The sequence below is a fragment of the Pasteurella multocida genome (assembly GCF_900187275.1).
Classification (GTDB): domain Bacteria; phylum Pseudomonadota; class Gammaproteobacteria; order Enterobacterales; family Pasteurellaceae; genus Pasteurella; species Pasteurella multocida.
Genome location: NZ_LT906458.1, coordinates 1509104 through 1523196 on the forward strand (window position 1 = coordinate 1509104; position 14093 = coordinate 1523196).

Sequence of the window (14093 nt, forward strand, 5' to 3'; positions counted from 1 at the left end):
ACAATACACTCAACACTAGGCTGACACAATTTCCAATAATTGATCAAAACGATCAATACTGTACGTTGGCTGAATATCACTGTGATTTTCACGATCATAATGCAACCAACAGGTATCTAAATTCGCATTATGCCCGCCTAAAATATCCGAATCTAAATTATCCCCCACCATTAACACTTGGCGACGATCTGTCACTTTTGCTAAGGCTAAACTGTGTTCAAAAATCCGAGGATCCGGTTTTGCGATCCCCACTTCTTCCGAAATGGTGACAAATTGAAACCAATCACTTAAGCCTGTTTTTTCTAAACGCAATTTCTGTAATGTCGTAAACCCATTGGTGATGATGCCTAAATTCACTTGTTCTTTTAACACGGTTAAGGTTTCCACTACGTTTTCCAACGGTTTACAAATGTCTGCCATTGCGATTAAGTAATGATCGTTCAGCTCTACTGGATTTTTATTTAAACGCTTCGCCCAACTAGCAAAACGGGTGACCTGTAATTGTTCTGCGCTAATTTCAGCCTGTTGATATTGTACCCAAAGTGGCTTATTCACACGTTGAAATTCTGTAAAATCACTTTGTTGAAAATCAACACCATAATCTGAAAACAATTTCTGCAATCCTGCAAAAGCATCAAATGAAAACAAGGTTTCATCTGCATCAAAAAAAATCCATTGATATTTCATTAGTTCATAACTCCGTCTATTTTCATGCGTAACGCCTGTCCATCATGACAGGTTTTAATGAGCTGAAAGAGCGCATCGGCTTGTGGGTATGCTTTTTTAAGATAACCTAGCCATTGTTTTATACGCGCGACATGATAAAACCCCGTATCAAATTGGTTTTCCGTATGCGCATATTGATGTAACAGGATAAGCACCTCAGCCCACGGCATTTTTGCTTGATTGAATTTCACCACTTGGCTTAAATTCGGAATATTCAAAGCGCCGCGCCCAATCATCAAATCTTGGCACCCCGTTTCAGCTAAACAGGCTTGCCCTGATTGCCAGTCCCAGATCTCACCATTGGCAATCACTGGAATAGATAAGCCTTGACGTACGTCATTAATTTTTGCCCAATTAATCCGATCAGCACGATAACCATCCATTTTGGTTCGTCCATGGATAGTAATCTCTGTCGCACCACCTTGTTGTACCGCATCAGCGATCTCAAACGCTTGTTCTGAATTATCCCAACCTAAACGCACTTTTACACTAACTGGCAAGTCCTTCGGTACTGCAGCACGTAGGGCTTTGGTGGCGTGATAAATCAGTTCGGGTTGTTTTAAGAGAGACGCGCCGCCATTGCTGCCATTCACCGTTTTTGACGGACAACCACAATTGAGATCAATACCATGCGAACCTAATTCAATCGCGCGCTGCGCATTTTCCGCTAACCATTGAGGATGTTGCCCCAATAGTTGCACACGCACTGGCGTTCCCGAAGCGGTCAATCCTTGTTGATATAATTCAGGGCACAGACGATAGAATACTTTCGTGGGAAGAAGTTGATCGACCACCCGCACAAATTCAGAAACACACAAATCATACTGATTGACCTGTGTGAGAAGTTGACGAACAAAGGGGTCTAATACCCCTTGCATCGGAGCAAGAATTACGCGCATGTTTTATCCGTTCTCACGAGATAAAACAATGCCAACGCGCTTAACGCCCCGAATGTATCTGCCAAAATATCTTTTTGCGCATCCCACTGATCGCCCTGCGATCCTAAAAAGGCAATTCCCTCTTCACCACCAGCAATCACCGCATATTGCCACTCAATCAACTCATAGCCCGCCGCAATACTCATAATAAAAAATAGGGCAAAAAAGCCCGCTAAGATCGGACCACATAATCGACGTCGTAACAACCATTCCGCCATAGGAAAACTGTAAAAACCAATAACATAATGTGCTACGCGATCAAAATGATTACGTCCTTCGCCTAACCAAGGGGCGAGTAGTCGATTTGCCCACTCAAAAGGCACCTGTTCAAACGTATAGTGAGCACCAATAAGATGTAAAACCATCCATAAGCTCATTAAGAAATATGCAAGGTTGCTGAACTGAAAACGAGAATAGCTCACGACTAAAGCCAAAAAGACCAAAAAAATGGGTAATACTTCAGCATACCACACCGCCCGAGAAACAGGTTCAATGCTCGACCAAATCGCGATGACAAGCACAACGAGTGCTAACAGCCAAGGAAATACCTGTTTGGTGGTCAAGGACATTATTTCCACCCTTTGGTTTTACAAATTAAATCATACGCAGATTGAATTTGCTGCGTTTTCTCTTTTGCCATCTCTAACATTTCTTTTGGTAAGCCTTTCGCCACTAATTTATCAGGATGATTTTCATTCATCAGACGGCGATAAGCCCGCTTCACGGTTTGTTGATCATCCGTAGCAGATACACCGAGCACCTTATACGCGTCGTCAACTGTTGGACCTGACTGTTGTTGATAACCACCATATTGTTGCTGATGCTGTTGATAGCCATAATCACGTTGATAACGATTTTGCTGTTGGTAACCTGCACGAGAAAACTGGCGTGCTGCAAATTCCATCGCTAACATTTGTTCAAATTGAAAACGAGAAAGTCCTAATTCTTCTCCCACAATATACAGTACGTCTTTTTCGCTTTGATCGAGTTGAGCATCGGCGAAAGCCGCTTGAACTTGAACATGTAAAAACATCCGTAACAAATCAGCGCGTTGTCCACAGCCTAAACGAAACTCGCGAATCACTTGGCGCAAAGGGAAATCCGCTGCCTTACCGCGTGTAAAGGCTTCTTGTGCCAAACGGCGATTGGCGTCATCTAACTGCATTTGTTGCATTAAATGACTGGCTAATTGAATATCATCTTCAGTGACTCGCCCTTTCGCTTTGCTTAAATGTCCAAGCACCGCAAAAGTGGTTTGCATAAATAGCGATTGACGGGTGATTTTACTTTTAAAGAAACTGGAATTGACCGTCCCTAATTCATACAGCTTTTTATCACCAAGGTGCCCTAAAATCACACCACAAATCGCGCCAAAAAAGCCACCTAACTTCCAACCAATAATCAAGCCTAAAAACTTACCAATAAAATTCATTCTTCCCCTCCGAAAGCGCCAAAGTGCGGTTGTTCATTATACAATATCGTCCTATTCTGAATATTTTCTTAAAACCCACCGCACTTTTATCTTACTTCACGCCATATTGCTCACGATAAGCACGCATTGCTGGTAAATATTGTTGATATTCTGGTGCTTGCTCAATGAAAGTCATCAAATCATCAAAATTCACAATCGACAACACTTGGCATTGATAATCACGTTCCACTTCTTGAATCGCAGACAATTCACCTTTGCCTTTTTCTTGACGATTTAACGCGATCATCACGGCACTGAGTTCCGCTTGATTTTGTGCAATTAAGGTCATGGATTCACGAATGGCGGTCCCCGCAGTAATCACATCATCGACCAATAAAATTTTTCCACTTAAACCATAGCCAATGAGCTGCCCCCCTTCACCGTGATCTTTGGCTTCTTTACGGTTAAAGCAAACGGGTTTATCAATTTGAAAATGATTAAATAATGCCACAGAAACCGTCGTGGCAATCGGCAGCCCTTTATAAGCCGGACCAAAAATCACATCATATTCAACACCACTGGCTTGAATCGCTTTGGCATAGAATTCCCCTAAACGAGCGAGATCTGCTCCCGTATTAAATAACCCTGCATTAAAAAAGTACGGGCTGATACGACCGGATTTCAGGGTGAATTCACCAAATTTTAACACCTGACGGCTCAGGGCAAATTGAATAAATTCCGATTTATAGGCTTCCATGATCCGCTCTCCTTCCTACTTGGCTAGCGCCTGACGTTGCACATCGAAAATAAGCTGACAACCTTCTTTAGCTAAGGCTAACAAAGTCAATAATTCTTCATGACTGAATGGTTCTCCTTCTGCTGTCCCCTGTACTTCAATCATTCGCCCATCTTCCATCATCACGACATTCATATCCGTTTCTGCCGCAGAATCTTCGACATATTCCAAATCACAAACCGGCACGCCCTCAACAATCCCGACGGAAATCGCCGCCACTAAACTTTTAATAGGATTTACTTTTAAGGTGCCATTTTCCACTAAACCATGAATCGCATCACATAAGGCTACGCAAGCACCAGTAATCGATGCTGTGCGTGTTCCCCCATCTGCTTGAATCACATCACAATCCAATGTAATCGAGCGTTCGCCTAAGGCTTCTAAATCGACCATTGCCCGCAATGAGCGCGCAATTAAACGCTGAATTTCAAGTGTGCGTCCGCCTTGTTTACCCTTTGCCGCCTCACGTTGCATACGGCTATGAGTTGAACGTGGCAACATCCCATATTCCGCCGTTACCCACCCTTGATTTTGACCTTTCAAAAAGCGAGGCACCGACTCTTCCACCGTCGCTGTACAGAGTACTTTCGTGTCTCCAAACTCAACCAACACTGAGCCTTCCGCATGTTTTGTATAATGACGAGTAATTTTGATCGGGCGGGGCTGATTATTTGCACGTTCATTTGGACGCATAGTTTATTCCTTATTGTTCTTTCTTCATGATAAAAAAATTCGCAGTATTTTAGCACGCAAACTGACAGAAACGAAATTTACCAGTACAATAGTTCTGTTAAACACGACCTCTTTTTATCACATTAAGGAACTCACATGATTTATAGTATGACCGCTTTTGCACGCCTCGAAATCAAACAGGATTGGGGTGATGCCGTGTGGGAAATTCGCTCAGTTAACCAGCGCTATTTAGAAACCTTTTTCCGCTTGCCTGAGCAATTTCGTGGTTTAGAAAATACCTTGCGAGAAAAACTGCGTCAAAAACTGACGCGTGGCAAAATTGAATGCACATTGCGTATTGATAATAAAAAACAAGCTGCCACAGAAATCCATTTAAACAAAGCCTTTGCATTACAAGTGATACAGTCATTACAGTGGATCAAACAACAAGCCGGGGAAGGCGAGATTCACTTAAATGACGTGTTGCGCTATCCGGGCGTCGTTGAAGTACCAGAACAAGATCTGGATTTGATTAGCCAACAATTACTCAGCGCGTTTGACAGCTTATTAACCGAGTTTATTGCAATGCGAGCAAGAGAGGGCGAAAAACTCAACACACTCCTTCAACAACGTTTAGATGCCGTTGAAGTTGAAGCCAATAAAGTGCGGTCAAAAATGCCGGAAATTTTACAATGGCAACGAGATCGTTTATTACAGCGCTTTGACGAAATCCATTTACAAGTGGATCCCCAACGTGTTGAGCAGGAAATGGTGTTATTAGCTCAACGGGTTGATGTCGCTGAAGAACTCGATCGTCTGCAATTACACGTCAAAGAAACCAAAGCCATTTTACAAAAAGGCGGTGCGGTTGGCAGAAAATTGGATTTTATGATGCAAGAACTTAACCGTGAATCAAATACGCTCGCGTCCAAATCTATCAGTACTGAAGTCACCAATTCTGCGGTTGAACTGAAAGTCCTTATCGAACAAATGCGTGAGCAAATTCAAAACTTAGAGTAAGGGAAAAGGACATGACTTATTCATTATTAACGGAAACCCAAGCACATGTGGTTTGCGATCTACAACAATACACGCTACTTGAAATCCAAGGCGAAGATGCCGAAAAATATTTACAAGGTCAGCTCACTTGTGACGTTAACAAATTAGCGGTAGGAGAATCTACTCTTGCAGCCCATTGTGATGCAAAAGGAAAAATCAATTCGCTTTTTCGCTTAATTCGTACGGCTCCGCAGACGTTCTACTTATTGGTCAAAAAAGGGTTGTTGCCAACGGCGCTTGACCAATTGAAAAAATATGCGGTTTTTTCTAAAGTGACTTTTACCCCATGTGATTGGCAAATTATTGGCTTAGCTGGAGAGAAAATCATCAATGCCTGCGATGAAATCGACGCACAAATACGTGTAACCTTATCCAGTCAACAACCACGTGTCATTTTAATCCACCCAACAGCATTAGATTTGCAAGCCAATGCTAGCCATGTGGTATGGGATTTATTGGACATTCAAGATGGCATCCCTTTATTAAGCCCTGAAACGCAAGCGGAGTTTATTCCACAAGCATTAAACTTACAATGTTTAGAACACGCTATTTCATTCCAAAAAGGTTGTTATATTGGACAAGAAATTGTCGCCAGAGCAAAATACCGTGGTGCGAATAAACGCGCGATGTTTACTTTTGTAGCTCAAAGTCAAGAAATGCCAAATATCAAAAGTGAAGTTGAAATGCAATTGGAAAACCATTGGCGTAAAACGGGTAATATCATTAGCGCAGTGAATTTTGAGGGCACATTATGGTTACAAGTGGTGTTAAACAATCAGCTTGAAGAAGACGTCCAATTTCGTTTATCAGAACATACAGCTTTAACCCGGTTTCCTTTGCCTTATACATTAAGTTAGTTAACATTCAGGCACAAAAAAGCAGATCATATGATCTGCTTTTTTAATACCCACAATAAACTTAATGTGCTTTCACTTTCATTTGCGCTTGTGCTTTTACAATGATTAAGCCGATGAAACAACCAAATAATGCCACCGGTAACCATTCCATTGAGTATGCTTTAAATGGTAAGCCTGCTACAACCTCAGCGCCCATGACGGATAAGATGGACACAATCGCCACCAACACTAATGGGATGCCTTTTGCTAATTTTGGTAATGGCATGACCAAATTAACTAACAATAATAACATCGCTGTCATTGAGATTGGATAAAGGACTAATAACACAGGCACAGACTTACTAATCACGGCATTTAACCCTTGGTTCGCCAAACCAAATCCAATCAAGGTAAATAAAATGGCATAGTTACGATAAGAAATGACAGGGAAAATACTGTTAAAGTAAGAAGAGGTTGCCACCACTAAACCAATCGCTGTTGTTAAACAAGCTAATGTCACAATTAAGCCCAGTAAGCTACGTCCTAACTCACCAAACGATTGTGTCGTCGCATCATTTAAAATAAATACGCCTAAATTTTGACCTTTGCTCGCAACATCTGCAACAGTTTCCGCACTCAACGGGATATTGTTGCCAATCCAACCAATCGCAATATAAATAAAGGCTAAAGCAATTGCCGCAATCAGACTTGCTACAGTGGCTTGTTTAATAAAGCTGGTTTTTTTGTCACTTTTCGCACGAATTGCGTTCATGACCACGACAGAGAAAGCAAAAGAGGCAAGCACATCCATGGTTTGATAGCCTTCGATAAAGCCAACAATTAATGGGGTTTCCATACCTGCTGAGGTATTATTGTACTCTCCGCTAATTAAAATACTCGCCATACGCACGACTAACGCAATAATTGCAACTAATAGAACAGGGGTTAAAATCGCCCCGATACGATCCACCATTTTAGTCGGGTTTAAACTGACCCATAATGTGATCGCAAAATAAACAAAGGTAAAAGCAAATAAAGAAACGGGATCGCTGCTCCCAATAAAAGGAATCACAGCCATATCAAAAGCTGTCGCCGCGGTACGTGGAATCGCAAAAAACGGTCCAATCGTTAAATAAATCGCACCTAACAAGAGCACAGAAATCCACGGATGAATATCTTCTAATGCTTTCTTATAGCCACCTTCATAACGAGTCGCCACTAAAATCCCTAAAAGAGGCAAACCAACGCCTGTCGTGACAAACCCAAGAATAGCTGGCCAAAAACCGACGCCACTTTCAAAACCTAATTTGGGTGGAAAAATTAAATTCCCTGCCCCAAAAAAGATGGCAAATAGCATAAAGCCAACAACAAATGTGTTTTTGTTCATAGAAAACCTCAAATATTAAAAAACAGAATTTTTTAGGATATTAAAAATAGAAAAACGCGACATTCTACTATAAAAAATCATCAACACCTACAAAAGTGAGGTAAATTATGTCCAATTTTGCGTTTATCATCGTCATTCCAGCACATTTAATGAAAAATCGTTAAAAATGCACACTTATTTTTCACATTTCGATAAAATACAGCACAATGATTGAGTTAAACGCGCCTTTGCTGTAAACTACTCTCCCGTCTTGATAATTTCATTCAATCCATTTTTTCATATCAATAGTTAGGTTTCATATGGCAACAAATTATATTTTTGTGACGGGCGGTGTTGTATCTTCCCTGGGTAAAGGTATTGCTGCAGCATCATTAGCAGCAATTTTAGAAGCACGTGGTTTAAAGGTCACCATGTTAAAACTTGATCCTTATATCAACGTGGACCCGGGCACCATGAGTCCAACTCAACATGGTGAAGTCTTTGTCACCCAAGATGGCGCTGAAACCGACTTAGACTTAGGGCATTATGAGCGTTTTATTCGCACCAAAATGACCAAACGTAACAATTTCACCACAGGTAAAATCTATTCTGAAGTCTTACGCAAAGAGCGTCGTGGTGATTATTTAGGCGCAACAATTCAAGTCATTCCTCACATCACAAACGAAATTAAATCTCGCGTCATTGATGGCGCAGCTGGGCATGATGTCGCAATTGTCGAAGTAGGGGGAACAGTAGGTGATATTGAATCTTTACCTTTCCTTGAAGCCTTACGTCAACTGGCAGTGCAAGTCGGTCGTGAACGTACCTTGTTTATGCACTTAACCCTCGTACCTTATATTCCAACGGCAGGTGAAGTGAAAACGAAACCAACACAACATTCAGTGAAAGAATTATTATCCATTGGGATTCAACCTGATGTCTTAATTTGTCGCTCTGATCGCATGGTCCCACCAAATGAGCGAGCAAAAATCGCATTATTCTGTAATGTGCCAGAAAGAGCGGTCATTTCACTGAAAGATGTCAGCTCGATTTACCAAATTCCAGCCTTATTAAAATCACAAGGTTTGGATGATTTCATTTGTCAACGTTTCCACTTAGATTGCCCAGAAGCCGATCTGTCTGAATGGGAACAAGTGTTATACCAAGAAGCGAATCCAACAGGTGAAGTGGTGATCGGTATGGTGGGTAAATACACTGAATTACCGGATGCCTACAAATCGGTTAATGAAGCCTTGAAACACGCAGGCTTAAAAAACCGTCTTAGCGTGCAAATCAAATATATTGATTCACAAGATGTGGAAACCAAAGGCACAGAAGTGTTAGAAGGCGTTGACGGTATTTTAGTGCCGGGTGGATTTGGTAATCGTGGTGTAGAAGGTAAAATTCTCACCGCCAAATATGCACGTGAAAATCACATTCCTTATTTAGGGATCTGCTTAGGGATGCAAGTAGCTTATATTGAATATGCTCGCAATGTTGCTGGTTTAACTAATGCAAATTCTACTGAATTTGACCGCACTTGTGACTATCCTGTCGTGGGCTTAATTACCGAATGGCAAGACGCCGAAGGGAATATTGAAACACGTACCGATGCCTCTGATTTAGGTGGCACCATGCGTTTAGGTGCACAACAATGCCATTTAATGGAAGGTAGCAAAGCACGTGAACTTTATGGTGCTGAAACCATCGAAGAACGTCATCGTCATCGTTATGAAGTCAATAACGTCTTACGTCCACAAGTGGAAAAAGCGGGCTTAAAAGTCACGGGCTTATCCGCAGATAAAAAATTAGTGGAAATTATTGAAGTACCAAATCACCCTTGGTTTGTGGCGTGTCAATTCCACCCAGAATTCACCTCCACCCCACGTGATGGGCACCCACTCTTTGCTGGTTTTGTCAAAGCGGCAAAAGACAATCAAAAGAAATAATTTTACCTATCAAGAAACTCAGCCCTACAACAACTTTGTAGGGCTTTTTTAGTCAAAAAATATCATGTTGTTCCATTCACACTCTCCGTTTTTGATTCCATTTTTGCAAAAAAGCGACTGCTATTTCGCTCCCTCATCACTGCCAATACTATGCAAGTTCGAGCGAAACGTGTGAGGGGCTTTTTGATGCTTTCGTTTACCAAGAAAAAACTAGATGTAAATCAATTAATCGACATTTTTCACAAGACAAAGCAGATGAATTATTTTAAGATACGAACCATTCGTTTTAGGTTAATTTTCATTTAAAGAGGAAAACAAAAATGGCAAAAATCGTTAAAGTGATCGGCCGTGAAATCATCGATTCTCGTGGTAACCCAACTGTTGAAGCAGAAGTCCATTTAGAAGGTGGCTTCGTGGGTCTAGCCGCCGCACCATCAGGCGCATCAACTGGTTCACGCGAAGCATTAGAATTACGTGACGGTGACAAAGCACGTTTCTTAGGTAAAGGTGTGTTAAAAGCTGTTGCTGCAGTGAACAACGAAATTGCACAAGCTCTCGTTGGTAAAGATGCGACAAACCAAGCTGAAATCGACCAAATCATGATCGATTTAGATGGCACAGAAAACAAATCTAAATTCGGTGCAAACGCCATTTTAGCGGTTTCTTTAGCTAACGCAAAAGCAGCGGCGGCGGCAAAAAGTATGCCATTATTTGCTTGGATTGCAGAACTTAACGGTACGCCAGGTCAATACTCTATGCCATTACCAATGATGAACATCATCAACGGTGGTGAGCACGCAGACAACAACGTTGATATCCAAGAATTTATGATTCAACCAGTGGGTGCGAAAACCTTAAAAGAAGCCCTTCGTATCGGTGCTGAAGTATTCCACAACCTTGCGAAAGTATTAAAAGGCAAAGGCTTAAGCACAGCAGTCGGTGACGAAGGTGGTTTTGCACCTAACTTAGAATCTAACGCAGCAGCGCTTGCTTGTATCAAAGAAGCCGTAGAAAAAGCGGGTTATGTGTTAGGTAAAGATGTCACATTAGCGATGGACTGTGCATCATCTGAGTTCTATAACAAAGAAAATGGTATGTACGAAATGAAAGGTGAAGGTAAATCATTCACTTCTCAAGAGTTCACACACTACTTAGAAGAATTATGCAAAGAATACCCAATCGTGTCTATTGAAGATGGTCAAGATGAGTCAGACTGGGAAGGTTTCGCCTACCAAACTAAAGTATTAGGCGACAAAGTTCAATTAGTTGGTGATGACTTATTCGTAACGAATACCAAAATCTTAAAAGAAGGTATCGAAAAAGGTATCGCGAACTCGATCTTAATCAAATTCAACCAAATCGGTTCATTAACTGAAACGTTAGCGGCAATCAAAATGGCGAAAGACGCGGGTTACACGGCGGTGATTTCACACCGTTCTGGTGAAACAGAAGATGCCACTATTGCAGATTTAGCCGTTGGTACCGCAGCAGGTCAAATCAAAACGGGTTCAATGAGCCGTTCTGACCGTATCGCGAAATACAACCAATTAATCCGTATCGAAGAAGCATTAGGTGATAAAGCACCATTCTTAGGTTTAAAAGCGGTTAAAGGTCAAGCATAATTTGCTGAGATAAAATAGTAAAAAAAAAGCACCGCACTTTTAACAAGTGCGGTGTTTTTTTATGAATTTCTTGAAAATGATGATTTTTCTTACTTAACCTGTTGATTTTCAAACCAACTTTCTAAAATCAAACACGCAGATATCCCATCTACTTTACTTTTGTTTAACGCTTTATAACCACCACGTCCAAAGATTTCAGCTCGCGCTTCTGTCGTGGTCAAACGTTCATCTTGTAATTCAACTGCCACGCCAAAACGCCCATGTAAACGATGAGCAAATTTTCTTGCCCTTACTGTGAGATCTTGCTCGGTACCATCCATATTTAACGGTAAACCGACCACTACTCGATCTGGTTGCCATTCTGCCAAACACTTGCCGATCGCATCCCAGTTTGGGATGCCATCTTGTGCTTTAAACGCTGGCAATGCCTGAGCCGTGCCCGTAATACTTTGCCCTACCGCACAACCAATGCTTTTTGTACCAAAATCAAATGCGAGAACAGTCATCCCCATTAGCAATGTCCCGCTTGGTGTGCAAAATTATGATGTTGAATCCCCAACAATAAATTGGCTTCTAACCAACGATCTTCATAAGGCACATCAAATAAAATACGATTATTCGCTGGCACCACTAACCAATCATTATTGGCAATCTCGCTTTCTAATTGGTTGACAGTCCAACTTGCACAACCTAACGCCACCAAATATTTTTCAGGTGCTTGTGCCGTGCCAAACGTATCGATAATATCTGCCGAAGTCGTCAAACTGAGCTGATCAGTCACTTTGTAGCTATGTTTAAATGTTTGTGCTGTTTTAGTATGTAAAATAAAGCCTCGCTCAATATTCACCGGTCCGCCGGCTAACACTAAATCATTGCCATAAGTGCGGTCAGTTTTCATCATAAAATTCATTTTGGCGCACAACTCTGCAATACTTAAATCCGTGGGTTGATTCAACACCAATCCCATTGTGCCTTGATCGTTGTGCTCACAAATATAAACCACCGAATGGGCAAAATAATCATCTTCCATTTGAGGCATCGCAATTAAAAAATGATCTTGTAATTCCATCATATCTCTTCCTCAACCTAAATCACCGAAACAGATCTGCAATGCTGTAATTGCAGCTAACGAAGCTGTTTCCGTACGCAATACACGCTTTCCTAATAATACTTCAATAAAATCTTGTTGTTCTGTTTGAGCAATCTCTTGTGCGGATAAGCCCCCTTCAGAACCAATTAATAAACGTACCCCTGCGGCAGGGATGTCAGGTAGGGTACGTATTGAATATTGGGCCCTTGGATGTAAATTCAACTTCAACGCCCCGTCTTTTTCCGCACACCAATCTTGTAATTTCATCATCGGACGTATTTCTGGCACCACATTACGCCCACATTGTTCACAGGCGGCAATGGCAATTTTCTGCCATTGCTGGATTTTTTTCTCCAGACGATCTGCATCTAACTTCACCCCACAACGCTCTGACCAAAGAGGTGTAATCACATGTACTCCCAATTCAACGGATTTCTGAATGGTGAATTCCATTCTTTCTCCTCGTGAAATCACTTGCCCAAGGTGAATTTTTAATGGACTTTCTCGATCATCCCATTGGTGTTGCAAAATATCTACTTCAACACGTTTTTTGCTGATCTGCGTAATCTGCGCGTCATACACATGATTTGAGCCATCGAAAAGCACGAGTTTATCCCCGGCTTGCATACGTAACACACGTCCAACATGGTTAGCCGCATCTTCACTTAATTCACAATGTTTCACGCCTTGTAATAGGACTGGGTGGTAAATTCGAGGTATTCTCATAACTGCAATGATTATTTTATCTTACGCGATTTGTCATATTCCTATCATAACAGAAAGGCAAGCGCTTGGTTAAACAAAAGTATGAGCTATTTTGTTTTCATTTTAAGCAAGAAAAAACAGAAATCCCCAAATATCCAGTGAAAATCTGCTAAAATAACAGGCGATTTAGTTAGCAAAAGTTGAGGCAAGTTATCGAAAATTGGCAACGGGGTTTTGTCTTACATCGCAAAGCCTATAGTGAAACAAGCTTATTAGTTGAGTTATTCACCGAAGAAACAGGGCGTCTAACTGTACTTGCCAAAGGTGCGCGAGCAAAACGTTCCGCATTAAAAGGCATCTTACAGCCTTTTACCCCTTTGCTATTGCGTTGGAGCGGGCGCAGTGAATTGAAAACATTGACGAAAGTAGAACCTGCTGCCATTGCATTACCGTTACAACAGACCGCACTTTATAGCGGATTCTATGTTAATGAATTGCTCTGTCGCGTCCTTGAACCCGAAACTGGTTATCCCCATCTGTTCCAAGACTATTTACGTTGCCTAACTGGCTTGGCAAGCGCTGAACATCTGATTGAGCCTAGTCTGCGTCACTTTGAATTTCAATTATTACAAACTTTAGGCTACGGCGTCGATTTTTGCCATTGTGCTGGCTCAGGCGAGCTGGTTGATGAAAATATGACTTATCGTTATCGTGAAGAAAAAGGCTTTATTGCATCGCTCATTAAGGATAATTTAACTTTTTATGGTCGTGAATTACTGGCTTTTGACGCAAGACAATTTCACGACAGCGCCACTTTACAGGCGGCTAAACGTTTCACTCGCATCGCGCTTAAACAGTATTTAGGGAATAAGCCCTTAAAAAGCCGAGAATTATTTACTCAATATATGTTGTATCAAAAATAA

The 14093-nt window shown here is 41.5% G+C and carries 15 protein-coding genes; 5 read left to right on the top strand and 10 right to left on the bottom strand.

Annotation, left to right across the window (positions count from 1 at the left end; all coding sequences use genetic code 11):
* Window positions 1–15: 15 nt before the first annotated feature.
* From yjjG to rph, 6 genes are all read right to left on the bottom strand, one after another.
* A complete protein-coding gene (gene yjjG / locus CKV69_RS06940) occupies window positions 16–687 on the bottom strand; it encodes a pyrimidine 5'-nucleotidase (protein WP_005752351.1) in 672 nt (223 codons plus the stop codon).
* The gene (gene dusC / locus CKV69_RS06945; protein WP_014326396.1) at window positions 687–1625 is read right to left on the bottom strand and encodes a tRNA dihydrouridine(16) synthase DusC; all 939 of its coding nucleotides are present in this window, start codon (window positions 1623–1625) and stop codon (window positions 687–689) included. The genes yjjG and dusC overlap by 1 nt, the downstream gene beginning before the upstream one ends.
* Complete coding sequence (locus tag CKV69_RS06950) at window positions 1616–2233, bottom strand: DUF2238 domain-containing protein (RefSeq protein WP_005724957.1); 618 nt, start codon at window positions 2231–2233, stop codon at window positions 1616–1618. The genes dusC and CKV69_RS06950 overlap by 10 nt, the downstream gene beginning before the upstream one ends.
* Window positions 2233–3096 (bottom strand): co-chaperone DjlA, encoded by an 864-nt coding sequence (gene djlA / locus CKV69_RS06955; RefSeq protein WP_005755501.1) that lies wholly within the window; start codon window positions 3094–3096, stop codon window positions 2233–2235. The genes CKV69_RS06950 and djlA overlap by 1 nt, the downstream gene beginning before the upstream one ends.
* 91 nt (window positions 3097–3187) lie before the next feature.
* The gene (gene pyrE / locus CKV69_RS06960; protein ID WP_005719325.1) at window positions 3188–3832 is read right to left on the bottom strand and encodes an orotate phosphoribosyltransferase; all 645 of its coding nucleotides are present in this window, start codon (window positions 3830–3832) and stop codon (window positions 3188–3190) included.
* A 15-nt stretch (window positions 3833–3847) separates the two neighbouring features.
* Window positions 3848–4564: a ribonuclease PH gene (gene rph / locus CKV69_RS06965; protein ID WP_005724954.1), complete on the bottom strand. Its 717-nt coding sequence runs from the start codon at window positions 4562–4564 to the stop codon at window positions 3848–3850.
* Between the two features lie 135 nt (window positions 4565–4699).
* Between rph and CKV69_RS06970 the strand changes: the two genes are divergently transcribed.
* Complete coding sequence (locus CKV69_RS06970) at window positions 4700–5563, top strand: YicC/YloC family endoribonuclease (RefSeq protein ID WP_005724953.1); 864 nt, start codon at window positions 4700–4702, stop codon at window positions 5561–5563.
* An 11-nt stretch (window positions 5564–5574) separates the two neighbouring features.
* Window positions 5575–6459: a CAF17-like 4Fe-4S cluster assembly/insertion protein YgfZ gene (gene ygfZ / locus CKV69_RS06975; protein WP_005719322.1), complete on the top strand. Its 885-nt coding sequence runs from the start codon at window positions 5575–5577 to the stop codon at window positions 6457–6459.
* Between the two features lie 61 nt (window positions 6460–6520).
* Here the strand turns inward: ygfZ and brnQ are convergent, their stop codons facing one another.
* Entirely contained in the window at window positions 6521–7825 is a 1305-nt protein-coding gene (gene brnQ / locus CKV69_RS06980; protein WP_014326399.1) for a branched-chain amino acid transport system II carrier protein, read from the bottom strand.
* A 299-nt stretch (window positions 7826–8124) separates the two neighbouring features.
* Here brnQ and pyrG point away from each other — a divergent pair, with 299 nt between their 5' ends.
* Both pyrG and eno read left to right on the top strand, forming a co-directional pair.
* A complete protein-coding gene (pyrG, locus tag CKV69_RS06985; protein ID WP_014326400.1) occupies window positions 8125–9753 on the top strand; it encodes a glutamine hydrolyzing CTP synthase in 1629 nt (542 codons plus the stop codon).
* 320 nt (window positions 9754–10073) lie between these two features.
* Window positions 10074–11375: a phosphopyruvate hydratase gene (gene eno / locus CKV69_RS06990; protein ID WP_014326401.1), complete on the top strand. Its 1302-nt coding sequence runs from the start codon at window positions 10074–10076 to the stop codon at window positions 11373–11375.
* A gap of 89 nt (window positions 11376–11464) precedes the next feature.
* On the opposite strand, the gene ruvX is transcribed toward eno, so the two are convergent.
* Genes ruvX through rsmE form a run of 3 tightly spaced genes read right to left on the bottom strand, consistent with a single transcriptional unit; the run spans window position 11465 to window position 13191 of the window.
* On the bottom strand, window positions 11465–11887 hold the full coding sequence (ruvX, locus tag CKV69_RS06995; protein ID WP_005755497.1) for a Holliday junction resolvase RuvX: 423 nt from the start codon (window positions 11885–11887) through the stop codon (window positions 11465–11467).
* Window positions 11887–12444, bottom strand: a complete 558-nt coding sequence (locus CKV69_RS07000) for a YqgE/AlgH family protein (protein WP_010907391.1) — start codon at window positions 12442–12444, stop codon at window positions 11887–11889. The genes ruvX and CKV69_RS07000 overlap by 1 nt, the downstream gene beginning before the upstream one ends.
* Before the next feature lie 12 nt (window positions 12445–12456).
* On the bottom strand, window positions 12457–13191 hold the full coding sequence (gene rsmE, locus CKV69_RS07005; protein WP_005724940.1) for a 16S rRNA (uracil(1498)-N(3))-methyltransferase: 735 nt from the start codon (window positions 13189–13191) through the stop codon (window positions 12457–12459).
* Between the two features lie 179 nt (window positions 13192–13370).
* Here rsmE and recO point away from each other — a divergent pair, with 179 nt between their 5' ends.
* The gene (recO, locus tag CKV69_RS07010; RefSeq protein ID WP_005752341.1) at window positions 13371–14093 is read left to right on the top strand and encodes a DNA repair protein RecO; all 723 of its coding nucleotides are present in this window, start codon (window positions 13371–13373) and stop codon (window positions 14091–14093) included.

Excerpts from the sequence above, each read along its gene's own strand:
- brnQ (WP_014326399.1), bottom strand. The coding sequence starts at position 7,825 with ATGAACAAAAACACATTTGTTGTTGGCTTTATGCTATTTGCCATCTTT.
- CKV69_RS06950 (WP_005724957.1), bottom strand. The coding sequence starts at position 2,233 with ATGTCCTTGACCACCAAACAGGTATTTCCTTGGCTGTTAGCACTCGTT.
- CKV69_RS06970 (WP_005724953.1), top strand. The coding sequence starts at position 4,700 with ATGATTTATAGTATGACCGCTTTTGCACGCCTCGAAATCAAACAGGAT.
- ygfZ (WP_005719322.1), top strand. The coding sequence starts at position 5,575 with ATGACTTATTCATTATTAACGGAAACCCAAGCACATGTGGTTTGCGAT.
- ruvX (WP_005755497.1), bottom strand. The coding sequence starts at position 11,887 with ATGGGGATGACTGTTCTCGCATTTGATTTTGGTACAAAAAGCATTGGT.
- CKV69_RS07000 (WP_010907391.1), bottom strand. The coding sequence starts at position 12,444 with ATGGAATTACAAGATCATTTTTTAATTGCGATGCCTCAAATGGAAGAT.
- rph (WP_005724954.1), bottom strand. The coding sequence starts at position 4,564 with ATGCGTCCAAATGAACGTGCAAATAATCAGCCCCGCCCGATCAAAATT.
- pyrE (WP_005719325.1), bottom strand. The coding sequence starts at position 3,832 with ATGGAAGCCTATAAATCGGAATTTATTCAATTTGCCCTGAGCCGTCAG.
- rsmE (WP_005724940.1), bottom strand. The coding sequence starts at position 13,191 with ATGAGAATACCTCGAATTTACCACCCAGTCCTATTACAAGGCGTGAAA.
- pyrG (WP_014326400.1), top strand. The coding sequence starts at position 8,125 with ATGGCAACAAATTATATTTTTGTGACGGGCGGTGTTGTATCTTCCCTG.
- djlA (WP_005755501.1), bottom strand. The coding sequence starts at position 3,096 with ATGAATTTTATTGGTAAGTTTTTAGGCTTGATTATTGGTTGGAAGTTA.
- yjjG (WP_005752351.1), bottom strand. The coding sequence starts at position 687 with ATGAAATATCAATGGATTTTTTTTGATGCAGATGAAACCTTGTTTTCA.
- dusC (WP_014326396.1), bottom strand. The coding sequence starts at position 1,625 with ATGCGCGTAATTCTTGCTCCGATGCAAGGGGTATTAGACCCCTTTGTT.
- eno (WP_014326401.1), top strand. The coding sequence starts at position 10,074 with ATGGCAAAAATCGTTAAAGTGATCGGCCGTGAAATCATCGATTCTCGT.